Here is a 22048-nt window from a genome sequence, read left to right on the forward strand (position 1 = left end):
GACTCGAAATCAGTTTCTGGTGGCAAGCGTGCTCTGGCCTGCAAAGACCTGCTCGCCGATGTTCACAGAGGGAACATAGCCTTCGGGCAGGTAAAGGTCAACACGCGAACCGAAGCGGATCATGCCGTAGCGCTGGCCGCGCTCCAGGGCATCGCCTTCGGACACGCGGCAGACGATGCGGCGGGCGATGAGCCCGGCGATCTGCACCATGGTCCAGGCGGCGCCGTCTTCGCCGCGCAGCAGGTAGCCGCAGCGTTCGTTGTCGGTGGCGGCCTTGTCGTAGGCGGCGTTGACGAACTTGCCCGGCCAGTAGCGGATCTGCTCCACCACGCCGGTCACGGGCGAGCGGTTCACATGCACGCTGAACACGTTCATGAAGATGCTGATGCAGGTGCGTTCGTCACCGGTCAGGGGATCGGGCTTGCGCTCGATGCGGATGACGCGGCCATCGGCAGGGCTGACGGCCAGGCCGGGCGCGGTGGGCACCACACGTTCGGGGTCACGGAAAAAGTGGAAGGCGAACCAGCACAGGGCCAGAGCCAGGACAGCGGGGACCGGCCAGCCGAGGCAGGCAAAAACAAGGGCCGTCAGGGCCGTGATGCCGATGGTGGGCCAGCCTTCGGGGGTGATGCCGCAAGAAGCAGGGCGCATGCATTATCTCCTGATGGGATGGAAAACTGAGCTATAGCCTGTCGCCCGCCGCAAGGCAAGCGGACTTTTTCACGAGCTCTCCGGCAAGGTGGACCCTGTTGCGGCCCTGTTCCTTGGCGCTGTACAGGGCGCTGTCGGCGGTCTCCAGGAGCCGGGGCAGGGTCTCGGGCGTCAGCACCTCGACGGCGGCCACGCCCAGACTGATGGTCACATGCCCGGCGGGACTGCCGGGATGGGGGATGCCCAGCTGCTCCACGGTCTGGCGCAGGCGCTCGGCCACATGCAGGGCATGCTCCGGCGACACCTCGTCCAGGACCACGGCGAACTCCTCCCCGCCGTAGCGGAAGATCTCGCGGTCGCCGCCGCGCAGGCCGTCGCGCATGGCCTGGGCCACCCGGTGCAGGCAGGCGTCTCCTTCCTGATGTCCCAGCGTATCGTTGTAGATCTTGAACAGGTCCACATCCAGCATGATGAGGCTGGCCGCCTGCCGCAGCTCCGCCAGATCCGCCAGCCGCATGTCCAGGGCGCGCCGGTTGGGGATGCCCGTCAGGCTGTCCATGAGGCTCATGCGGGAGTAGGCGTCCTTCTCCTCTTCCAGACGGCAGCTGCGTTCCCTGAGGGAGCCCAGGTAGCCGCTGATGTCGGGCACGATGTCCACGACCTCCTGCAATTCGGTGATGCGGACAGCGGGGATGGGCTCCGGCTGCATGCCGTCACGCAGGCGGGAGAGGTTCCCGGCGATGCGCACCAGCGGCCGCAGCAGGTCGCGCCGCAGCAGCAGGAGCAGGACAAGCAAAAAGGCCAGCAGCCCCAGCGTGAAGAGGAAGATGCTCCAGACGATGTAGTCCGTGGCTTCGGAAAGGGACTCCGCCTCTTCCAGGGATCGCTGCAATTCGCGCGAGGAGACCTCATTGACTAGACGCAGCAGCTCGTCTTCCAAAGACTGCCAGAGGGCGCGGGCCTGGGCGTCGATAGCGAGTTTTTCCCGCCAGGTCTCGCCCAGAGCGCGCTTGTGCTTCCCGAACTGGTCGCAGATGTCCCGGAACTCTTCCGATCCTGCGCACATCTGCTCTACCGGAGCCAGCAGGCGCTGCATCTTTTCAAAAGCCATCCGGCCATGACGCACGCCGTCCCGGCCGGTATGGGAAAAGATCACCTCCCCGGCCATCTTGCGCCCCGTGGCCTGTTCCAGACTGTTGAGGGCGAGCATCATCTCCATCTCGTGGCGATGGAGCCGGGAAAGGCCCTTGTCCGCCTCCATGCAGATCATATAGAGCTGCCGGATGCGCGGCCCCAGCGCCAGGACTTCAGTAGCCACGGGCGAGGGATCATGGGCCATGCCGGCCAGCAGGGCCTGGGCATGCAGACGGGCCCGCCGCCGTTCCAGAGGGGCCTCGGCCAGATAGATGATGACCAGCTGCTTGAGCAGCATGTTCAGGTTGGGCCGGGTGCGCTGGGCTTCCAGGATCCCGGGCAGATGGACGTCCTGCAAGGTCTTCACAGTGGTGCGGAAGCCGGCAAGATAGGGCCAGAGCACAGCCACCGTCAGCAGGAGCATCAGGCACCAGGGCAGCACCAGCAGAATCAGGTAGCGGTGGGCCGGCAAAGGTTTGTTGCGGATAAAGCCGATCATGGCAAAACTTTGGAAAATTCCCCTCCGGGAAAGATATCATGGAGATCCGGCAGCGTACCGCCGCCCGGTGTCAGTAGATGATATACTGGAAATAACTGCGGCTGCGGTTGTGGAACTCCCCGCTGTAAAGCAGGGCCTTCAGCGCCCTGTTCACGGCATCCAGCAGTTCGGGGCGCCCGGCCCTGACCGCCACGCAGCTCCCCGTGGCTCTGGTTTCGGCATCGAAAGGGACATCCAGGCGGTCGAATTCCAGCCCTTCGTCCGTCAGCAAAAAGGCATAACCGGCCAGATCATTGATGAACAGCACATCGATGCTGCCCTGCCGCAGGCGCCTGATGAGCTCCTGCACACTGCCGGTGACGATGTCGGCCTCCGGCCAGAAGCCCCGGGCCCGCTGCACCAGCACGGAGCCCTGATAGACACCGATGCGGGCCCCCGCCTCTTCCGGCCCGCGCCCGCCGGGACGCCCGATGCACATGGCCCGGGAGTGGTAGTACGGGGTACTGTAGAGCAGCCCTTCCTGCTTCGGCTCCAGGCGCTGGGCGAAGATCAGGTCAAAACTGCCGTTCCTGAGGCCCTGCACCAGGTCCGCCTGCGTGGTGAACGTCCAGACGCAGGTGCGCCCCAGACGTCGGCACAGGGAATCCGCCAGCTCGTATTCGAATCCCCGCCGCTGCCCGTCCTCGTCGGTATACGACAGCGGCGGATACTCATCGCTGAGACCGACGCGCAGGGCACTGCCTGACGCAGCGGCAGACGTGGCGGCAAGGCACAGGCATAAACACAGGGCAGAGATAAGAAATTGTTGCATACGCAATTACCAATAATAATTTTTTGCACTTTACACTATTTTACGGTAAAAGCCAGCCCCCTGTGCGGTTGCCAGCCACGCCGCCAGTCCGTATAGTCGGGCCGAGGTGGAATATGAGACATTCGCCCCTTTTCCTGTTGGTCATCTGCGTCCTGGCGGTCCTGCTGGCCGCCTGCGGCCCCAAGGATATCGGCACCGGGACCTCGGAGCCCGACACCGTGCCGGCCGGCGTCAGCGGTGCGGACAGCATGCGCCAGCCCATGACCGGCAACAACAGCACCCAGACCATGCTGTATTATTTCAACCGGCCGGACGTCATGCAGTCCATGCAGCGCAGCCAGTTCAACATGTACATGCGCCACATGGGCCGGGACATCTCGCCCGAAGATCCCGCCTACCGGGCCGTCCCCCGGCAGCGCAGCCCCTTCCGTCAGTAGAGGAACATCATGGATCCTGTCACCCATGCCGCCAGCGGCGCCCTTGCCATGCTGGCCATGCCGCAGCGCCCCGCCACCCGCTGGGCCCTGCCCCTGGCAGCCTTCGCGGCTGCCTCGCCCGATCTGGACATCCTGGCCGCCAGCGGCCCCCTGCAGACCCTGCTGCTGCACCGCGGCATCACCCACGCCCTGGCAGCGGCACCGCTCATGGGCCTGCTGCTGGCCATCCTGGCCCGGCCCCTCTGGCGCTACGATACCCGCAACGCCTGGTCGTTCGGCGGGGTCTGGGCCTTCATGATGCTCATGGTCCTGCTGCATATCTGGCTCGATGCCCTGACCACCTACGGCACGCTGGTCTGGCTGCCCTTCTCCGGGGAGCGCCTGCGCCTCAATGCCGTCTATATCATCGACCTACTCATGACCCTGCCCCTGCTCTGGGGCATCTGGCACGGCCTGCGGCAGGAGAAGAAGCGTGCCCAGGCCCAGGGGGCCATCCCCTTCCCCTTCCAGGATACGGCCTCGCTCACCGTCTCGGACGGCAAGCCCGGCGTCCGGCTGGCCCTGTTCTGGAGCATCCTCCTCTACCCGGCCCTGGCCCTGGGGTGCCAGATCTGGCACACGCAGCAGATGCAGGCCTCCCTGGCCGCCCAGGGACGTGACATCCGCCAGATGGTAGTGCTGCCCGATGCCTTCGCCCCCCTGTTCTGGCGGGCGCTCTATCTGGAAAAGCTGCCCGCCCGCCCCGCTGACGCCCCGGCCTGGCAGACGCAGCTCGATCCCCTGCTGCCCCCGGCGGACAGGCAGGAAGAGCTGGTGGTCCGCATCCGGGGGCTGGATGCCCTGGGCCGTCCCCATGGTCAGGAAGAGACCCGCGTGGCCGCGCCCTCCGGCCTGATGACCGCCCTGGCCCGTCAGTCCGTGGCCTGCCGGACTTTCGACCAGTTCCTGCTGCTGCCCGTCATCACGCCGCTGCCCGAAGACCAGCGCACCACGGACATGCCCGGCGCCAGCCAGTGGCTGCTGCATGACGAGCGTTTCGGCTCGCAGCTGGAACTGGTGCAGAAGATCATGGCCATGCGCCCCAATGCCGGCATCCCCTTCCAGCTCATGGTGCAGATGGAGCCCGGCAACATGGGCCCGCGCCTGTTGCAGGAACGCCTCTATTTCTCCGACAGCCGCCGCGATTCCGGCTGGCAGGCCCCCCGCCGTCCGTCCCAGCCCGCCTTCCTGCCCTGGCTGGCCGGATTGCGTTAGGAGGGCGGATACGCCCTGATGACAAAGGAGCCTGCGGCCCCGGGGCCTGTTCCCATCGCGCTGCGACGAACGGACACGGCCCTGAGATACACCCGGCAGCCCCGTCCTGGCTTTGCACAGTGAACAAAAACGCGCCTCTTCCTTTTGGAATGAGGCGCGTTCCTTTTTTGTCCTGCAACGATTCGGATACGGGATACCAGCGCCATCGGACGGCCCGGCATACGAAAAAAGCCGAGGCAAGGCTGCTGCCTGCCACCGGCCGTCATCCCTGACCGGCACAAAAACTGCCCGGCCCCAGAAACAGGAAAAGGCTGGTATTTCTACCAGCCGTGCTTTCCATTGGTGCCGAAGGGGAGAGTCGAACTCCCACTCCGTTGCCAGAACTAGACCCTGAACCTAGCGTGTCTACCAATTCCACCACTTCGGCGCGAAAATCTGTCTACAGGATTCGCCCCCCGCTGGCAAGCTTTTTTTTCGATTTTTCCCATTTTTTTATTTTAACAAACAAAATCAGGATGATAAACTGCAGCACTCACAGGTTTTCAAGAACTGTTACCCCTCCTGCAGGCAGAGGAAACGCAAAACTCGCCGCCCTGCGGACAGCGGACGAGATGGCTGCCGTCCGCAGAACAGCCCCGCAAGCAGGCACAGGGGGCGTCCGGCCATGTACCATGACGGGATCTGCGCCATCCGGCTGGTGCCGCCTTTTCGGGAGATACGCTGGAAGCGCGGGATGAAGGCGGACAAGAACGGATGGCACCTGCCCTCCCCTTGCGCAGGCAGCCGATTTTTCGCAGACTGGCGGCCCGGCCAAGGCCGGAAAAACGCAAGGAACCCACATGCGCAGCACTGCCCCCCAGCCTTCCCGGCCCACGTTTTATCCTGTCCCTGCCCTCCGGCACGGGGAAAACGGCATCTCTTTCCGCCCCCAGCCCCGGAAGCAGCCGCTGTCCGGCTGTAGCCCTTCCCGCGCCGCTGCTGCGCTGGCGACGCTCTCCCTTATCTCGCCGGCAGCGGCCACGGGGACATCAGGAGCATGGCGATGAGCGCACTGGCCGCCTTCCTTCTCCTGCCCGCCGCCCTGCTGCTGGACCGACTGCTGGGGGAACCCCCGGCCCGTGTCCATCCCGTCTGCGGCATGGGGGCCCTGGCCGCCATCATGGAACGAGTCTTCCGCCGCGGTCCCAACGGGCCACGCATGACACTGGCCGGTCTGGCGGCCTGTCTGGCCGTGGTCCTGCCGGTGGGCCTGCTGGCGGCACTGCCTGTCCGGCTTGCCGGAGAGATGCTCGGCGGCGCGACCGCCTGGATCGTCTGTGTGGTCGTGGTCTCCCTCTGTCTGGCGCCCCGCTGCCTGGACGAACACGCCCGCCGTGTGGCCCTGCCGCTGGAACAGGGCGATCTGGAGGCGGCCCGCCGGGCCGTGTCCATGCTGGTGGGACGCGACCCGCAACAGCTGGATGCCCACGGCGTGGCCCGGGCCTGTGTGGAGAGCGTGGGCGAGAACCTGACCGACGGCATCCTTTCCACTCTGTTCTGGGCGGCGGCGGGCCTGCTGCTGGCCGGACTGCCCGGGGCCGCTGCCCTGGCCGCCTGCCACCGTGCCGCCAACGTGCTGGATGCCATGTGGGGCAAGCTCAACGAGACCTATCGCTGTTTCGGCACAGCCTCCGCCCGCCTGGACGACGTGCTCAACTGGTGCCCGGCGCGGCTGGCCCTGCCCTGCATCGTGCTGGCCGCGGCCCTGCTGCCCGGACTCGATGCCCGTGCCTGCCGCCGGGTGGGCTGGCGCGACCGCCATGCCCACGAGAGTCCCAATTCCGCCTGGAGCGAAGCCGCCTTTGCCGGGGCCCTGGGCCTGCGGCTTGGCGGCCCGGCCTGGTACGGCCCCCTGTACCGCGATCATCCCTGGCTGGGCGACGGCACCCCGCTGGCCACGGCCCGGCATATCCGGCAGGCCGTGCGCCTTATGTGGGGCTCCCTGCTGGTCTTCGCAACGCTGGCTTCCCTGCTGCCGGCGGCAGTGGCCTGCATCTGAGGACGACGACTTTTTCCTCCAACCTCCAGCAAGACAATACCGCATGTCCATCATCACTTCATTCCGTGCCGGTCTGGCCTTCTTCACCCGTATCCCCGTAGGCTCCGCCCCTTTGCCCCCCACGCTCTCCGGTGTGGTGGCCTGGCTGCCCGCCGTGGGCCTGCTGGTGGGCGCTCTGGGCGCTCTGGCCCTGCTGCTGGCTGCCCGGCTGGGCCTGCCCGCCGCGCTCTGCGGCATCGGGGCCGCCCTTGTCTGGACCGTCATCACCGGCGGGCTGCATCTGGACGGGGTCGCCGACTGCGGCGACGGCCTGCTGGTGGAGACCTCGCCCGAACGCCGTCTGACCATCATGAAGGATTCCCGCCTGGGCAGCTTCGGCGCCCTGGCCCTGTTCTTCGTCCTTTCCACCAAGGTCGCGGCGCTGGCGGCACTGGCCGGGACGGCGCCCCTGCATGCGCTGGGGGCCTGCTGCCTGGCCGGTCTGCTGGGCCGCTGCCAGGTCTTCGTGGGCATGCGTCTGCCCTCGGCCCGGCCCGGCGGTCTGGGCTCCATGATGCACGACGGCATGAAGCCCCGCTACGCCTATACGGCCCTCGGGCTCTGCCTTGCGGCCTGTCTCGTGATGGGACGGCATGGCCTCTACGGCCTGCTGGCGGCCGGACTGGTGGCCTTCTGGCTGTTGTCCGCGGCCCGCAAGCGCATCGGCGGCGTCACGGGCGACGTCTTCGGGGCCCTCATCGAGACCACGGAGTGCGCCGTGCTGGCGGTCTGCTGCCTGCCGTAAGGATATGACGACCACCCCCTGAAGGAGGAAGCCCTATGGAAGATATTGACCTGACCCTGTTCCTGGGCGGGACCCGCAGCGGCAAGAGCGCGCTGGCCGAGGCCCTGGTCTCGGCAAAGGCCCGGGGGCCTGTCTGGTATCTGGCCACGGCCCGGCCCCTGGGAGACGATCCTGCCATGGCCGAACGCATCCGGCGCCACCGCAGCCGCCGCCCCGCCCACTGGCACACGCTGGAATGCCCCCGGCATCCGGGCCGGGAGCTGGCGCCCCTGCTGGCCGCACAGGCCGCGGATGCCCCCGTGCCCACCATCTTGCTGGACTGCGTGACCCTCTGGATGAGCAACATCCTGTTCGCGCTGGACGATCCGCAGGATGCGGCGGCCTTCGAGACCAGCCTCACGGTAGAAGTGGACGAATTGCTGCACACCATGCGGGCCTTCCCCTGCCGCTGGGTGCTGGTCTCCGGCGAGACCGGCCTCGGCGGCATACGGGCGGAACGTCTGGCCCGTGTTTTCGATGATGGCCTGGGTCTGGCCAACCAGATGCTTGCCGCACAGGCACGGGAGGCTTTCCTTGTGGTGGCCGGACGCTGCCTGCGGCTGGAAAAGCTGGAATTTTGAGCCCCGCCCTTCCGGGAGCCTGCAGCCGTCGTGCACAGTGCCGCTCCCGCTCCGTACGCCAAAACAGAAGACGCGCCCTTCCCTCCACGGGAAGGGCGCGTCTTTTTGTTTCCATGCTGCCGGCAACAGGCAAGCACGCCGTCTTCTGTTTCCAAGGAACACAGGGGGCATAAAAAAAGCCGGGGCAAGGCTGCTGCCTGCCACCGGCTGTCATCCCTGACCGGCAAAAAACTGCCCGGCCCCAGAAACAGGAAAAGGCTGGTATTTCTACCAGCCTTACTTTCCATTGGTGCCGAAGGGGAGAGTCGAACTCCCACTCCGTTGCCAGAACTAGACCCTGAACCTAGCGTGTCTACCAATTCCACCACTTCGGCGCGGAAATGTATGTAGCGGATTTACCCCTGCCTGGCAAGTATTTTTTGCAAAAAAATTTCCGGCCCGCCATTTTCCGCTCCCGGCCTGCCCGGCAGGCCCCGGCCGCCTTGCCTTGCGCCTGTCCATGCGCTACACAGCAAGGCACACTCTTAATGCAAGGATACGCCTCATGCAGGACAATTTTTCCCATCTGGACAAGGACGGCAACATCACCATGGTGGACGTGGGCGCCAAGCCCGACACCCAGCGTGTGGCCATTGCCGAAGCCATCGTGGAGCTTTCGCCCAATACCCTGAAACTGCTCAAGGAATGCGCCCTGCCCAAGGGCGACGTGCTGACCTGCGCCAAGGTGGGCGGCATCATGGCCGCCAAGCGCACCTCGGAACTGATCCCGCTCTGCCATCCCCTGAACCTGAACCTCGTGGACGTGCGCTTTGAGGTGCGCGACACCCCGCCCAGCGTGCGCATCGAGGCCGAGACCCGCACCACCGGCCCCACGGGCGTGGAGATGGAAGCCATCATCGCCGCCCAGACCGCCGCTGCCGTCATCTATGACATGTGCAAGGCCGTGCAGCGCGATATCGTCATCAGCCGCGTCCGTCTGCTGTTCAAGGACGGCGGCCGCAGCGGCGCCTTCCACGCCAAGCCCCTGGACTAAGACGGATGCAGTTCCCTGCCATCGATCCCGTGGCCTTCAGCATCGGCTCCCTGCAGCTGCGCTGGTACGGCCTCATGTATTTGCTGGCCTTTTTCGTGGGCTGGGGCCTGGCCCGCTGGCGGGCCTCCCGTCCCGGTTCCGGCTGGAAGACCGTGGATGTGGACGACCTGCTGACCTTCGTCATGCTGGGCGTCATCCTGGGCGCGCGCCTGGGCTATGTGCTCTTCTACGATCTGCCCGCCTACATCGACGACCCCGGCGAGATCCTGCGCATCTGGAACGGCGGCATGTCCTTCCACGGCGGCCTGCTGGGCGTGCTCTGCGCCTTCTGGTATTTCGCGCGCACCCGCAAGAAGTCCTTCCTCGAGGTCTCGGACTTCATCGCGCCGCTGGTGCCGCAGGGCCTGTTCTGGGGCCGCATGGGCAACTTCATCAACGGCGAGCTCTGGGGCAAGGTCAGCGACGTGCCCTGGGCCATGGTCTTCCCCACCGGCGGGCCCTGGCCGCGCCACCCCTCGCAGCTCTATGAAGGCCTGCTGGAAGGGCTGGTGCTGTTCGTGGTGCTCTGGATCTTCTCCGCCCGGCCGCGCAAGGCGGGCGCCGTCTCCGGTCTTTTCGCCCTGCTCTACGCCGTGTTCCGCTTCGGCGTGGAATTCGTGCGCGTGCCCGATGCCCAGCTGGGCTACCTGGCTTTCGGCTGGCTGACCATGGGCCAGCTGCTCTGCCTGCCGCTCATGGCCGCGGGCCTGTGGCTGCTGTGCCGCACGCCGCGGGAACGGGCCGCCGTGGAGCCCGCGACGGCTCCCCGCAAGGGCAAGAGCGCACGAAAGCGTTGACAGATCTTGTCTCTTCTGTGTAGATATTCGCCGCTTATCTGAATTTTTTTGGAGGAAATATGGCTAAAGAAGGTTCCATTGAAGTTGACGGCGTGGTGCAGGAAGCCCTGCCCAATGCCATGTTCCGTGTGGAGCTGGAAAACGGCCACGAAGTGCTGGCGCACATTTCCGGCAAGATGCGCAAGTTCTACATCCGCATCCTGCCCGGCGACCGCGTGAAGGTGGAGCTCTCTCCCTACGACCTGACCCGCGGCCGCATCACCTACCGCATGAAGTAGCCCGCACCCGCCCCGCCTTTTCAGCGCACCCCTGACTGTACTGACAGAGGTGCGCTTTTGTTGCGTCCTGTGGATGGCGGAGAAGTATCACCGTCCCTCCCGCAGCCGCACAGCTCCGCCCAGGCGGACATGGGAACTCAGAAGAAATCTTCTTCTCCTTTCCCTGCAACAGATACGAAAAAAGGACGCCGCAGCGTCCTTTTTTTGTTTCCTCCAAGAGTACAGCCTCCCCCTATCCGGCCTGAGACGGGCCTGCCTTTTTCCTCTCACCCTCCCGCATCAACCGCGCGGAGTGACAGGAGGGCACAAAGGGAAGGGGCTTTTTTTCGCGCTGCCCGGCCGCTGAAAGCAGTTTCTCCGGACCGATACCCGTCGCGCCGAAGACAGCCGCGGGCATCGGCGGCAGCGTGCGAGGATGTTCTCTCCCCTCTTGCTAGACCCAGCCCAGGGCCCGCAGCACCAGCATGCAGCACATGGCCATAAGACCGGCCAGGATATCGTCCAGCATGATGCCCCAGCCTGCGGGCAGCCAGTTTTCCGAGGCGTGCACGGGCCAGGGCTTCCAGATGTCGAACAGGCGGAACAGGGCAAAGGCCCAGACCAGACCGGGCCACGACCACTGGCCCGCGCCCAGGGGCAGCAGGGCGATCCAGACGCCCACGAGCTCGTCGATGACCACTTCTCCGGGGTCGGTGCGCCCCAGCAGGATCTCGGCACGGGTGGCGGCCAGACCGCCGGTCACGACGATCACGGCCAGAAAAAGCAGACGGCCCCAGAGCGGCAGGGGCAGAAAAAGCAACGGCGCCAGCAGGGCGGCCAGAGCCGAACCGGCCGTGCCCGGAGCCTTGGGCGAAAGCCCGGCGATGCCCAGACGGCAATAGGCCAGGATGCAGGTATTCCAGAATGACATATCGTTCCTCCACGGCTCCGCGATACAGGGGACACAGGGGCACAAAGGCATCCATCCTCAAAGCCGTCCACGGCACGGCGAATGCCTCACAGATGCCGACGTCCACGGCCACGCCCCCGAACACGGGCGGCCACGGCCATGGACGATAGCGGACTGAGCCCAAACGAACTCCCGAGCGGATGCCTTGCCTCGGCACCGGCACGGCGGTCTGTCGCGAACGGGATACCGCGCGGGCGACGCGCCCCAAAGCATCCTTGCGCGGCTGTTCCTTCACAGCTGCCTGACAGTCCGTGACGGCCTCGGCACGTGTCCCGATGAGCTTTCCCTGCCTTCCGCCCCGACAGGAGCGGGCGTGCGGCACGACCCGGACAAAGCACTGTCGTACGAAAACGTGCCCCCCTGCCGGGCCTCACCTGTGACGGCGGAGCCTCGGGCAGTGTAGCGGCTCGGCCCCCGTCTGGCAACGCCCGCCCCTTGACGCCGCAGGAGCTGCCAGCTAAAAAGGAGCCCACGCCCGGATGGTGGAATTGGTAGACACAAGGGACTTAAAATCCCTCGGCCACCGGCTGTGCCGGTTCAAGCCCGGCTCCGGGTACCAGAACAAAAAAAGCCGTCGCAGACCTGTCTGCGGCGGCTTTTCCTTTTTCTCAAGCCCCCATCCACCGGCGGGACAAGCCCGCAGCCGGGAGGGGAAGCCGGGCAGGCCCGGTCGTCTCTTCCGGGAGATCGTCCAGGCCGGAGCGGGGCCCGGCATCAATACGAGATGGCCTCGAAAACGCCCTCCACCCGGCAGGTGCCGCCATGCAGATGCAAGATGCCGGAAAGGCTGTCCTGCATCTCCAGTACGGCCTCGTCCCGCAGGGCCAGCGTGGAGCAACGTGACGCGAAGAGCAGCGTCTCGGAGCCCGCCAGGCTGTAGATGCCCTCCCCTTCACGGGTGACGGTGACCTTATGGGTCCCCCACCGCAGACGCTTGCGGACATAGACCGTGTCCACGCTGCAACGCGTGCCGTCCATGAACACCAGTTCGCCAAAGAGGTCCGAGCGCAGCAGGGCTTTTTCCTGAAACGCCCGGACGGAACAGAACTTCGTCTTGATGAGGATGTCCCGGTCGAACGCGGTGTAGAAATCGTCGCACGAAGGAAAAATGCATCAGAAGCATGGCGGGGCCGCCCCACAGGCAGCGCCTTTCCTGCGCTGAGTACGGGAAGCGCGGCGCAATGTCCAGCGCCCGGCGCAGGCCCTGCCCACTGCCTGCCGGAGAGCCCGCCCCATATCCAATCAGGCATCCCGGTACCCTCCCGCATCACTGCCGGTCACAGGAAGGGCGGCCGTCGCCATCCGGCTTTCCGCAAGCCCGTCCTCTTGCCGCAGCCTCCTCGCATCCCGGGACGGGGACGCCGCCCCCAGATGCAAAAGCCTGCCGCCCTTCTCTTCCGGCTTTGCTGAGAGCATCCTCCTGCGCCGCGCCTGCCGCACCAGAGCGGCCTGCCTCCGGGGATGACCGCCACACACCGCCTGCGGACGCTCCTCCGGCTCGACCTTTGCGAGCCCCCGCGCTATACTGGCAGGGTGTCCGCGCAGTCTGCGGACGTTCCCTTCCTTTTCCGACCCGGGAGGTCTTTCATGGACGCCCTGCAATGCATCCTCACCCGCCGTTCCTGCCGCTCCTATGAGGACCGGCCCATCCCCAAAAAAGAGATCCTGGAGCTGCTGACCGTCGGCACCAAGGCCGCCACCGGCTCCGGCATGCAGCCCTGGGGTTTCGTGACCCTGGAGGGACGGGAAAAGATCGCCGCCCTTTCCGACGAGATCAAAGCCTGGCTCAAAGAGAACTTTGCGGACTTTCCCTGGCTGGCCCAGTACAGGGAATGGCTGGACAACCCCAATTACAACATCTTCTATGACGCCAACAACGTCATCTGCGTCTACGGGGACACGACCTCACACTGGTACGTGTATGACGGCACCCTGTGCACGGCCAACATCATGCTGGCCGCCCACGCCAAGGGCATCGGCTCCTGCTGGATCGGCTTTGCCCAGGACTTCATGGACCGTCCGGAGATCAAGGCCCGCTATAAGGTGCCGGAGCAGTGCCGCTTCGTCAGCGCCCTGAGCCTGGGGTACGCCAAGGGGCACCTGCCCGAAGCCCAGCGCAAGGAGCCGGTCATCTTCAACGGCTAGATCCCCGGGACGGGCAGCCGCCGGAGCAGACCGTCTGCAGGATGGCCTCCGCGCCGTGACGGCGGCAACGCCGAAGCATCACCATGCCACGAGTCACCATCCTGCCGGGCGGCCCCGGCACGACCGGCAGACATCAGAACGTGAAAAGGCGGATCCACGGATCCGCCTTTTTTATCGTGTACCGGGGCAGGAGCGCAGCTCTTCAAAGGCAGCTCCGCCCCCGCCAGCCTATTGAGAGAAAGACCGGTCTAGGCCTTTTCCGCCGCAGGGCGCCCCTTGCGGCGCAGGGCCTGCCAACCTTCGTGCACCAGCACCAGCGACAACGCCAGCAGCAGCACGGCGATGACCAGTTGCAGGGCCGCCACGGCCCCGCCCGTCCCGGCCAGCAGGGCACGGCCCTGGGCCACGATGCCCAGCACCAGGGCGGAGAGCGTCACCAGCAGCATGAAGAGCATGGGCAGCAGGAACATGCCGTTGCGGCGGGCAAGGTTCTGGAGCCAGCAGGCCACGGCCAGCAGGGCCAGCGCGGCCAGCAGCTGGTTGGCCGCACCGAACAGGGGCCAGATCTTGGCATAACCGCCAAAGCCCAGGCTCATGCCCAGGCCCACGGTCACCAGCGTGGCCACATATTTGTTGACCAGCACGGCCCGCCAGCCGCGCACGTCCTTCACGCTCTGGCCCGGGGCCAGCCACAGTTCCTGGAACATGTAGCGCCCCAGACGGGTGGCCGTATCCAGCGAGGTGAGGCAGAAGGTGGACACGGCCAGGATGATGAGGCCGTAAGTGACGCCGCGGGCGCTCTCGCTGCCCAGGCCCACACAGGCCAGCATCTGCGACAGGCCGTCGGCCAGCACCTGGGTGGGCGTCTGGCTGGTGAAGGCATGGCCGTTCTGGGTGAAGATATAGCCCACGGCGATGAGCGAGGCGATGCCCAGCGCGCTTTCGATGAGCATGGAGCCAAAGCCCACCAGGCGGGCGTCACGCTCGCTGCTCAACTGTTTGGACGTGGTACCCGAAGCCACCAGCGAATGGAAGCCCGAGATGGCCCCGCAGGCCACGGTCACGAACAGGGCCGGGAAGAGATACTGGCCGTTGACCTCGAAGGAGGTGAAGGCGGGCAGCTCGATGACCGGATGCGCGGCCACGATGCCCACCACGGCGGCCAGCATCATGGCATAGAGCAGGAAGGAGCTGAGGTAATCGCGGGGCTGGAGCAGGATCCAGACGGGCGTCACCGAGGCCACGAGGATGTACAGGCCCAGCAGCCACATCCAGGTGTCGTAGCCCACATAGACGGGAAAATGCAGCCCCAGGGCAATGACGCCCACGATGCCCGCCACGCCCAGCAGGGTGGCCCTGCGCAAGGGCATCTCGAAACGGTAGACCAGCAGGCCGAAGATCACGGCCAGCACAATGAACAGCAGGGAGATGGTGGCCGTGGAGCCGTTGACGTGGTTGTGAACCAGCGCGCCCGAGGCATCGGTCATGAAGCCGTTGAAGGTGCCCGCCACGATGGAGGCGAAGGCCCCCACCACCAGCACCAGGGTCAGGAAGGAAAAGATGACGAACAGGCGCTTGGCCCGCAGGCCGATGCTGCCGGCGATGACCTCGCCGATGGAGCGGCCCTTGTTGCGCAGGGAGGCGAACAGGGAGCCGAAGTCATGCACGCCGCCGAAGAAGATGCCGCCGACGACCACCCAGATGAAACAGGGCAGCCAGCCGAAGACGGCGGCCTGGATGGGGCCGTTGATGGGCCCGGCCCCGGCGATGGACGAAAAATGATGGCCCAGCACCACCGGAGCCTTGGACGGCATGTAGTCCACGCCGTCGCGGAACTGGTGGGCCGGTGTGGGCCGGGAGGGATCGACGCCCCAGACCTTTTCCAGCCAGGCGCCGTAAACGAAATAGCCCAGTCCCAACAGGGCCAGGCCGCCAAGGAGCAGATACAGGGAATTCATGATACACGCTCTTGAGGAAAAAGGGACGGGAACGCCCTGCGCGCCAGAGGCAGCAGGGTGGCCCGGGCTGCCTTGTTGCAGACGCAGGCGGCATCGGGGGGGACGGTGTCGCGCCACGGCGCGGAAGGCAGGATAAGGGCCAGCGCGCGCAGACGCATCCAGCCGCGCAGGCCCAGCCAGAAACTCTTGCAGACACGGCAGCGCTCCACAGCGGCCGCCGCATCCTGTTGCCATGACCGGCAAAGGATGATGACGCTCACATACGAGGCCATGTGCTCGTCGTGGGGCCGGATGCGCTCCTGCCCCCAGGCCAGGGCCCCGTCACGGATGCGCTCCCAGGCGTCCATGTCCAGCCGGGGCAGACAGTGGACCTGCACGTATTCGTGCGTCTCCGCCGCCCAGAGCGTAGCCTTGCGGTGCAGCACATAGGCCTCGTCACGACGGTGGAAGGCACAGGTGGCGCGCAGGCTGCCGGGCACCTCCTGCCGCTCCACATCGAAGCTGGCGGCGGCCAGGGTCGCCAGCAGGGCATCCAGCTGCCCGTCCGGGGTGCTGTCCTCCCCGGCGGTGCAGAACTGGTCCGTGCGGGCTTCCGCTCCTGAAGGATCGTCCTTTTCCATGACAAACACTCCCGTCTCCCGGCCAACCGCCCTGTGCCGGACAGGCAAAGTACCGGGGACGCCGGGGATGGCCGCCCTGCCGGGCACTTCCCCGCCAACAGTATCAGGCCCTGTCAGGGGCCAGGGTTCCACTGAAAATTCCAGACTCTCGGCCATCTCGCCCAGGGCCCGGCGCAGGGCATCTTCCCGGTGGGGCGAAAAGACCAGCTTGAGCAGGGCCGTACGCGGCTCCAGCACGGTGAAATAGGCCGTGTTGTCATAGCCTTCCAGCAAAAAGCGGAACAGAGCCGTATCCTCCGCGGCCAGCCGCACCAGCAGCCGGGCGCTGCGGGCCGGGGGCGGCAGGGGCGGCGCGGGCTTGCGCGGTTTGCGCAGGGCCGGGGGCAGATGGACCTCCCGCAGGTGGAAGGGACAGTGCGTCCGGGACTCGTGTTCCATCAGTACCACCCCAGGTAGCGCATCAGGGCCACAAAGCCCATGGAAAAGGCGATGGTGCCGAAAAAGCTCTTGCTCCACCAGGCCACCAGCAGGGCCGGGATGCCCGTCATCAGGAAGAGGTTGTGATGCGTGGGCATGAACTCCCCCTGATAGATGAAGACGTCCGGGCCCAGCAGGGCCGCCATGACCGCCACGGGCACGAAGGAGAGCCAGTGGCGCAGCAGGTCGGGCAGGCTCTCGGCATGCAGATACATGACCGGCCCCACACGGGGGATGACCGTCACCAGCATGCAACCCACCAGGCAAAAAAGCAGTTCCGCGTGCTGCTGTATCCAGATCATGCCGCGTCCTCCTCTTTCTTTTCCGGCAGGGCGCTCTTGTTGCGGTGCAACAGGATCACGCCCAGCGTGGCGCCCAGCACCGTGGCCACCACCACGTTCCACTGGCCCATGCCGGCCAGCTTCAGGCTCAGGGAAAGGATGGCCGTCACGATGGCCACCAGCACATGCAGGCGGCTGACGCACTGCGGTACCAGCAGGGCCAGGAACATGGCCGTGAGGGCATAGTCCAGGCCCAGGGGCTTCACGTCATGGACGAGGCCGCCGCAAAACACGCCGATGACCGTCCCCAGCACCCACGAGGCGTGGGCCGTGAGGTTGCAGGTGAAGAGCGTGGCCGTGCACAGCTTCCAGCCGCGCTGGAAGGCCGTGATATGCACGCCGAAGGTCTCGTCCGTCATCTCGCAGCCGAACAGAAAGCGTTGCCAGCGCTTGAGCGGCGCCAGCGGCTCGGCCATGGCGGCGGACATGAGCAGATGGCGCAGGTTGACCACGAAGACCGCCACGATGACGGACATGGCCCCCACACCGGCCCCCCACAACCCCGCGCAGACGAACTGCCCGGAACCGGCGAAATGGAACACCGACATGGCCACCACCAGAGCGGGCGGGATGTTGCTCTTGACGGCCAGCACACCAAAGGCGAACGCCACCGGCACATAGCCCAGCACGATGGGCAGGGCCCGGCGCAAGCCATCCATATAGGGAGATGCCACAGCAACCTCCTCTCCTGAAAATGTTTCAATCCACAGTCGCCCCGTCCGCCGACTGAGCTTTAACCGTTGCGACGCAGGAAGCTACGGATAAAGACAGCGATGTGGTACACGGCAAGACAGCCCATGAAAGCACTGTCGCTGCTTCAGCCGTTGCGACGAAGGAAGCTACGGATGAAGACAGCAATATGTTACGCGGCAAAACAGCCTGCGAAAACGCTGTCGCCATTCGTAAGGCTCACATGTTCGCCAACGACTGGCGCATCCGTAAGCCCGCTGGTGCGGGCAACGGCTACCGCCTCCGCGACCGACGGATGGGGGTCGCGCGGATCGCCCCTCCCTGAAGGAAGGAATTGCGGAAAAGGCTTCCATCGGCTTCGCCGTCTTGTCAAGCCGCTCTGTTCTCCCTGAAGGGGAAGGTCTCAAACCACAAAGAAATTTTTGATGAAAAGCGATTTGTTATCCCTTTTCCTCCCCCTTTGGCAAGGGTCCCCGGCATGAAAGAATACCCCGCCCGGCCAGTGCGCCGGCACACGGACCGGCCGGAGACCCGGGCAACGCGTCCCCCGGCCCGTCACCGCCGCTCTCCTTTTTGCGGACGGATCCCGTCATGCCATCCTGCACCCCCTGGAGGACAGCTAGGCCCGCGGCCCTCCCGGCGATGCATGTCGAGAGGAAAAGACAATGACACCTTTGCAGCAAACATGTTACTCCCCCATGTTGCTACAGGCCGCAGGCGATGCTATACAGCCATCCTTCACAAGCGGTTGCGCGGAACACATCATGCATGACAAGGAGGTCACACCATGAAAAAAGCTCTTGGTCCCGTCACCCTGGCCTACCCCATGCCGGCCTTTCTGGTGGCCGCCTATGATGAAGAAGGCAAAGCCAATATCATGACCGCCGCCTGGGGCGGCATCTGCTGCTCCAACCCGCCCTGCATCGCCGTCTCCGTGCGGCCCGAACGCTGGACGCACAAGGCCATCGTGGCGCGCAAGGCGTTCACGGTCTGCGTGCCCTCGGCGGCCCAGGCCGCCATGGTGGACTTTGCGGGCATGGTCTCCGGTGCCAGGGAGGACAAATTCTCCGCCACCGGCCTGACCGCCGTGCGCAGCAAGGTGGTGGATGCCCCCTATGTGGACGAATGCCCGCTGGTACTGGAATGCGAACTGCAGGCCACGCTGGAACTGGGCAGCCATACCCAGTTCGTGGGCCGCATCCTCAACGTGGGCATCGAGAGCGACTGCCTCAACGAAAGCGGCCAGCCCGACATGTACCGCATCGATCCCCTGCTCTACGACGGCGGTCAGAAACAGTACTGCCGCGTGGGCGAGCCGCTGGGCAAGGCTTTTTCCCTGGGCCGCCAGTACGGCCTGTAACATCCGAACGTCCGCGCCGTCCTCCGGGACGGCGCTCAACACCTCTACGCTGGAGAACAGACGACAATGAGCGCTTCCAAAGTCTATTTCACCGACATGCGCTGCCCCGTGGGCACCGGCCTGCTGGACAAGCTGAAAAAACTGATCGAAAAGGCCGGCATCGACAGCATCGACATGGACAGCAAGTTCGTGGCCATCAAGATCCATTTCGGTGAGCCGGGCAACCTGTCCTTCCTGCGTCCCAACTTTGCCAAGGTGGTGGCCGACAAGGTGACCTCCCTGGGCGGGCGCCCTTTCCTGACCGACTGCAACACCCTGTATGTGGGCCGCCGCAAGCACGCCCTGGAACACCTGGCCGCCGCGCAGGAAAACGGCTTCTCGCCCCTGAGCACCGGCTGCCAGATGATCATCGCCGACGGCCTCAAGGGCACCGACGAGATGGAAGTGCCCCTGGAAGGCTGTGACCACTTCCAGAGCGCCTTCATCGGCCGCGCCATCATGGACGCCGACATCTTCATCAGCCTGACCCACTTCAAGGGCCACGAGCTGACCGGCTTCGGCGGCGCCATCAAGAACATCGGCATGGGCTGCGGCAGTCGTGCGGGCAAGATGGCCATGCACAGCATCGGCAAGCCCAGCATCGACGCCGAAAAGTGCCGCGGCTGCAAGACCTGTACGCACTACTGCGCCCAGTCGGCCATCAGCATCGGCGAGGACCACAAGGCCCGCATCGACCATGACCTGTGCGCCGGCTGCGGCCGCTGCATCGGCGTGTGCAACTTCGACGCCATCAGCAACGCCTTCGACGCCGAGAGCACCATCCTCAACGAGCGCATGGCCGAATACACCAAGGCCGTCATCCAGAACCGCCCGCACTTCCATGTGAGCATCGTCAACCAGGTCTCGCCCTACTGCGACTGCCACGCCGAGAACGACGCCGCCGTGGTGCCCGACATCGGCATGTTCGCCAGCTTCGACCCCGTGGCCCTGGACCACGCCTGTATCGACGCGGTCAACGCCGCGCCCGCCATCAGCACCAGCGTGCTGGGCCAGTGCGCCCACGAGCACAACGACCACTTCACCGACATCCATCCCAAGACCAACTGGCGCAGCCAGATCGAGCATGCCCGGAAGATCGGCATCGGCAACGTGGATTACGAGCTGGTGACCGTGAAGTAGGGACGGTCCTCTGCCCCGCAGCCCGGGGACAGTTCATGCACGACAAAAAACGGCGTCTTTCGACGCCGTTTTTTTTATGGCCTTCCGTCCGGCCGCCGTCCGTCCCCGCAAGGGACGTCTCAGCGGTAGAGCAGTTTTTTCCAGAAGAATTTGATGTTGCCGTCGGCACTGGGAGCGGGCTCCCAGCGCAGGATGGTGTCCGCCATCTTTTCCAGCCCCCGGCAGACCGGGCTTTCCGGCAGGCAGCGGCAGAAGGGCTGCTGGCGCACCACGGCCTCGTGCACGGCGGGGTCGCGGGGCAGCACACCGGCCAGATCCAGCGAGACCCCGCCCAGGAAGTGGTCGCAGACGTCCGTGAGCCGCACGAACATCTCGCGGGCGCTCTTCATGTCCTGCGCCATGTTCACGCAGACCTGGAAGCGGTCCACGCCGTGCTGCGTCTTCAGCACCTTGATCAGGGCATAGGCGTCCGTCAGGGAGGTGGGTTCCGGGGTCAGGACGAGGAGACGTTCCTGCGCCGCCACATTGAAATAGAGCACGCTGTCGTTGATGCCCGCGCCCGTGTCCACGATGAGGAAATCCAGATCGTCCTCCAGCTCGTCCATGGCATCCAGCAGCTCCAGCTTCTGCCCCGAATTGAGCGCCAGCATCTCGCTGACACCCGACGAGGCGGGCAGGATGGAGAAGCCGTATTCCGTGGGCAGCAGGATGTCCCGCAGGGACGCCCCCTCATGGAACAGGTGGAAGATGTTCTTTTCGGGATGCAGGCCCAGCAGCACGTCCACATTGGCCAGCCCCAGGTCCGCGTCCAGAAGCAGCACGCGCTTGCCGCGCGCCGCCAGGGTCAGGGCCAGATTGACCGAGATATTGGTCTTGCCCACGCCCCCCTTGCCCGAGGTGACGGAAAATACCAGAGGATAACTGCTGTTCATGCGCGCTCCAGATGTCAGGTCTTGCCCTGACAGAGTACGATATCTGCCTGTCCCGTCAAGAGCATGGGGCAGGCCCTGTCCGTGAGCAGGCCTGCAGGAAAGCGGGCATGCCCCCAGACCCGGTACCGGAAAAGATCCGCACTACCGGCAAAGGACATCAGGGAAGTCACGGATCGCCGCAGACCAGGAACACGCTTATCCGCCCTCCGGATGCCCCGGATCCCGGGACATCCCGCATACGACTCTGTAACGGACAGAAAAGATACCGGAAGAAAAGCGATATGGATGCCGTCCCTGTCATCCCTGCAGCAACGGCCGCATGACAGAAGGATCTCCTGCCTAGGTCCTGTCCGTCTTGCAGCTTTCCTGCAGACGGTTGCAGCACACTCCGTGGCGGGAAACAGTCAGGGCTGCCGTCGTGTCTTCTCCCGATGCACGGTCGTTCACGCGGGCCATCTCCTGTGACTGTTCCAGGCGGGCAAGCCGTTCGCCAAGATCGGCATTTTTTTGCCATAACAGCCTGTTTTCCCTGTTCAGATCCCGGCGCTCCGCTTCCAGCTGGTCCAGGCGCTCCTGCAACCAGAGGCAATGAGCCCGCAAGGCGTTGTTCTCTGCCTTGCAATCCTGGCCGGGCGCCATCTGGCAGGACAATTCTCCGGCCGTCTGGTTTCCGTCTTCCAGGGGGGCAGGTCTGTTTTCCGGCCGCTCATCCTCATCAATGTTGTCCGGGGCATGCATGGCCCCGGCTCCCGACATCAGCCAGGAGACATTGATTTTACATTTATTACAAATAGTTAAGATAACATCAGCATTGGGACAATTTTCCCCACGTTCATAACCGCCAAGAGCGCCCTTGCTGATGCCCAACAGGCCGGCAAAAGCCTCCTGGGACATTCTGCCCCGTACATGACGAATGCGTTCTCCAAGTTTCTGCATATATTTTCATCCTTGACCCACCTCCAAAAAGGACAATAAATCAGTAATTAACAAAAAAATAGATAAAATGTAAACTTTTTTGTTTA

General features: G+C 65.0%; 22 protein-coding genes, 3 tRNA genes and 1 pseudogene. 12 read left to right on the plus strand and 14 right to left on the minus strand.

Annotation, left to right across the window (positions count from 1 at the left end; all coding sequences use genetic code 11):
* Nucleotides 1-9: 9 nt before the first annotated feature.
* From ACQRCJ_RS06335 to ACQRCJ_RS06345, 3 genes are all read right to left on the minus strand, one after another.
* A complete protein-coding gene (locus tag ACQRCJ_RS06335) occupies nt 10-651 on the minus strand; it encodes a phosphatidylserine decarboxylase family protein (RefSeq protein WP_168935861.1) in 642 nt (213 codons plus the stop codon).
* 31 nt (nt 652-682) lie between these two features.
* Complete coding sequence (locus tag ACQRCJ_RS06340) at nt 683-2284, minus strand: diguanylate cyclase (RefSeq protein WP_427799497.1); 1602 nt, start codon at nt 2282-2284, stop codon at nt 683-685.
* Nucleotides 2285-2354: 70 nt separating this feature from the next.
* Nucleotides 2355-3095, minus strand: coding sequence for a substrate-binding periplasmic protein (locus ACQRCJ_RS06345; protein WP_168935859.1), 741 nt, complete (start codon nt 3093-3095; stop codon nt 2355-2357).
* A 113-nt stretch (nt 3096-3208) separates the two neighbouring features.
* Here ACQRCJ_RS06345 and ACQRCJ_RS06350 point away from each other — a divergent pair, with 113 nt between their 5' ends.
* Both ACQRCJ_RS06350 and ACQRCJ_RS06355 read left to right on the plus strand, forming a co-directional pair.
* Nucleotides 3209-3532 carry a chemotaxis protein gene (locus tag ACQRCJ_RS06350; RefSeq protein ID WP_168935858.1) on the plus strand — a complete coding sequence of 108 codons (324 nt, stop codon included), beginning with the start codon at nt 3209-3211 and terminating at the stop codon, nt 3530-3532.
* 9 nt (nt 3533-3541) lie between these two features.
* Entirely contained in the window at nt 3542-4786 is a 1245-nt protein-coding gene (locus ACQRCJ_RS06355; protein ID WP_303956115.1) for a metal-dependent hydrolase, read from the plus strand.
* 340 nt (nt 4787-5126) lie between these two features.
* On the opposite strand, the gene ACQRCJ_RS06360 is transcribed toward ACQRCJ_RS06355, so the two are convergent.
* Nucleotides 5127-5213: transfer RNA gene (locus ACQRCJ_RS06360), tRNA-Leu, on the minus strand.
* A gap of 615 nt (nt 5214-5828) precedes the next feature.
* Here ACQRCJ_RS06360 and cbiB point away from each other — a divergent pair.
* From cbiB to ACQRCJ_RS06375, 3 genes are read left to right on the plus strand one after another with little or no spacing between them, the layout of a single operon-like run.
* Complete coding sequence (gene cbiB, locus ACQRCJ_RS06365; RefSeq protein WP_168935856.1) at nt 5829-6824, plus strand: adenosylcobinamide-phosphate synthase CbiB; 996 nt, start codon at nt 5829-5831, stop codon at nt 6822-6824.
* 43 nt (nt 6825-6867) lie between these two features.
* Nucleotides 6868-7608 carry an adenosylcobinamide-GDP ribazoletransferase gene (gene cobS / locus ACQRCJ_RS06370; RefSeq protein WP_303865906.1) on the plus strand — a complete coding sequence of 247 codons (741 nt, stop codon included), beginning with the start codon at nt 6868-6870 and terminating at the stop codon, nt 7606-7608.
* A gap of 35 nt (nt 7609-7643) precedes the next feature.
* On the plus strand, nt 7644-8228 hold the full coding sequence (locus ACQRCJ_RS06375) for a bifunctional adenosylcobinamide kinase/adenosylcobinamide-phosphate guanylyltransferase (RefSeq protein ID WP_427799498.1): 585 nt from the start codon (nt 7644-7646) through the stop codon (nt 8226-8228).
* A gap of 287 nt (nt 8229-8515) precedes the next feature.
* Here ACQRCJ_RS06375 and ACQRCJ_RS06380 read toward each other — a convergent pair.
* Nucleotides 8516-8602 (minus strand) — tRNA-Leu (locus ACQRCJ_RS06380).
* A gap of 170 nt (nt 8603-8772) precedes the next feature.
* Here ACQRCJ_RS06380 and moaC point away from each other — a divergent pair.
* Genes moaC through infA form a run of 3 tightly spaced genes read left to right on the plus strand, consistent with a single transcriptional unit; the run spans nt 8773 to nt 10375 of the window.
* A complete protein-coding gene (gene moaC, locus ACQRCJ_RS06385; protein ID WP_168935853.1) occupies nt 8773-9261 on the plus strand; it encodes a cyclic pyranopterin monophosphate synthase MoaC in 489 nt (162 codons plus the stop codon).
* A 5-nt stretch (nt 9262-9266) separates the two neighbouring features.
* Nucleotides 9267-10097, plus strand: coding sequence for a prolipoprotein diacylglyceryl transferase (gene lgt, locus ACQRCJ_RS06390; RefSeq protein ID WP_168935852.1), 831 nt, complete (start codon nt 9267-9269; stop codon nt 10095-10097).
* Between the two features lie 59 nt (nt 10098-10156).
* Complete coding sequence (infA, locus tag ACQRCJ_RS06395; RefSeq protein ID WP_006008898.1) at nt 10157-10375, plus strand: translation initiation factor IF-1; 219 nt, start codon at nt 10157-10159, stop codon at nt 10373-10375.
* 433 nt (nt 10376-10808) lie between these two features.
* Here the strand turns inward: infA and ACQRCJ_RS06400 are convergent, their stop codons facing one another.
* Nucleotides 10809-11285: a phosphatidylglycerophosphatase A family protein gene (locus ACQRCJ_RS06400; RefSeq protein WP_168935851.1), complete on the minus strand. Its 477-nt coding sequence runs from the start codon at nt 11283-11285 to the stop codon at nt 10809-10811.
* A gap of 512 nt (nt 11286-11797) precedes the next feature.
* Between ACQRCJ_RS06400 and ACQRCJ_RS06405 the strand changes: the two genes are divergently transcribed.
* Nucleotides 11798-11883, plus strand: a tRNA-Leu gene (locus ACQRCJ_RS06405).
* A 155-nt stretch (nt 11884-12038) separates the two neighbouring features.
* On the opposite strand, the gene ACQRCJ_RS06410 is transcribed toward ACQRCJ_RS06405, so the two are convergent.
* On the minus strand, nt 12039-12302 hold the full coding sequence (locus ACQRCJ_RS06410; protein WP_427799499.1) for a hypothetical protein: 264 nt from the start codon (nt 12300-12302) through the stop codon (nt 12039-12041).
* A 609-nt stretch (nt 12303-12911) separates the two neighbouring features.
* On the opposite strand from ACQRCJ_RS06410, the gene ACQRCJ_RS06415 reads away from it, so the two are divergent.
* Nucleotides 12912-13469 (plus strand): nitroreductase family protein, encoded by a 558-nt coding sequence (locus tag ACQRCJ_RS06415; RefSeq protein ID WP_168936147.1) that lies wholly within the window; start codon nt 12912-12914, stop codon nt 13467-13469.
* Between the two features lie 248 nt (nt 13470-13717).
* Here ACQRCJ_RS06415 and ACQRCJ_RS06420 read toward each other — a convergent pair whose 3' ends face one another.
* From ACQRCJ_RS06420 to ACQRCJ_RS06435, 4 genes are read right to left on the minus strand one after another with little or no spacing between them, the layout of a single operon-like run.
* Nucleotides 13718-15427, minus strand: coding sequence for a carbon starvation CstA family protein (locus tag ACQRCJ_RS06420; protein ID WP_168936146.1), 1710 nt, complete (start codon nt 15425-15427; stop codon nt 13718-13720).
* Nucleotides 15424-16485 carry a DUF4911 domain-containing protein gene (locus ACQRCJ_RS06425; RefSeq protein WP_427799500.1) on the minus strand — a complete coding sequence of 354 codons (1062 nt, stop codon included), beginning with the start codon at nt 16483-16485 and terminating at the stop codon, nt 15424-15426. Before ACQRCJ_RS06425 ends, ACQRCJ_RS06420 begins: the two co-directional genes overlap by 4 nt.
* Nucleotides 16485-16826, minus strand: coding sequence for an AzlD domain-containing protein (locus ACQRCJ_RS06430; protein WP_168936145.1), 342 nt, complete (start codon nt 16824-16826; stop codon nt 16485-16487). The genes ACQRCJ_RS06425 and ACQRCJ_RS06430 overlap by 1 nt, the downstream gene beginning before the upstream one ends.
* On the minus strand, nt 16823-17539 hold the full coding sequence (locus tag ACQRCJ_RS06435; RefSeq protein WP_427799501.1) for an AzlC family ABC transporter permease: 717 nt from the start codon (nt 17537-17539) through the stop codon (nt 16823-16825). Before ACQRCJ_RS06435 ends, ACQRCJ_RS06430 begins: the two co-directional genes overlap by 4 nt.
* 803 nt (nt 17540-18342) lie before the next feature.
* On the opposite strand from ACQRCJ_RS06435, the gene ACQRCJ_RS06440 reads away from it, so the two are divergent.
* The gene (locus ACQRCJ_RS06440) at nt 18343-18915 is read left to right on the plus strand and encodes a flavin reductase family protein (protein WP_204626015.1); all 573 of its coding nucleotides are present in this window, start codon (nt 18343-18345) and stop codon (nt 18913-18915) included.
* Nucleotides 18916-18981: 66 nt separating this feature from the next.
* Entirely contained in the window at nt 18982-20094 is a 1113-nt protein-coding gene (locus ACQRCJ_RS06445; protein ID WP_427799502.1) for a DUF362 domain-containing protein, read from the plus strand.
* A gap of 119 nt (nt 20095-20213) precedes the next feature.
* On the opposite strand, the gene ACQRCJ_RS06450 is transcribed toward ACQRCJ_RS06445, so the two are convergent.
* From ACQRCJ_RS06450 to ACQRCJ_RS06460, 3 genes and pseudogenes are all read right to left on the minus strand, one after another.
* On the minus strand, nt 20214-21026 hold the full coding sequence (locus ACQRCJ_RS06450) for a MinD/ParA family protein (RefSeq protein WP_427799503.1): 813 nt from the start codon (nt 21024-21026) through the stop codon (nt 20214-20216).
* A gap of 339 nt (nt 21027-21365) precedes the next feature.
* A complete protein-coding gene (locus ACQRCJ_RS06455; RefSeq protein WP_427799504.1) occupies nt 21366-21764 on the minus strand; it encodes a hypothetical protein in 399 nt (132 codons plus the stop codon).
* 30 nt (nt 21765-21794) lie between these two features.
* Nucleotides 21795-21962, minus strand: a pseudogene (locus tag ACQRCJ_RS06460) (helix-turn-helix domain-containing protein); the annotation flags it as partial.
* Nucleotides 21963-22048: the final 86 nt, after the last annotated feature.

The organism is Desulfovibrio sp. SGI.102 (genome assembly GCF_050314315.1).
In the GTDB taxonomy this organism is placed as follows: domain Bacteria; phylum Desulfobacterota; class Desulfovibrionia; order Desulfovibrionales; family Desulfovibrionaceae; genus Desulfovibrio.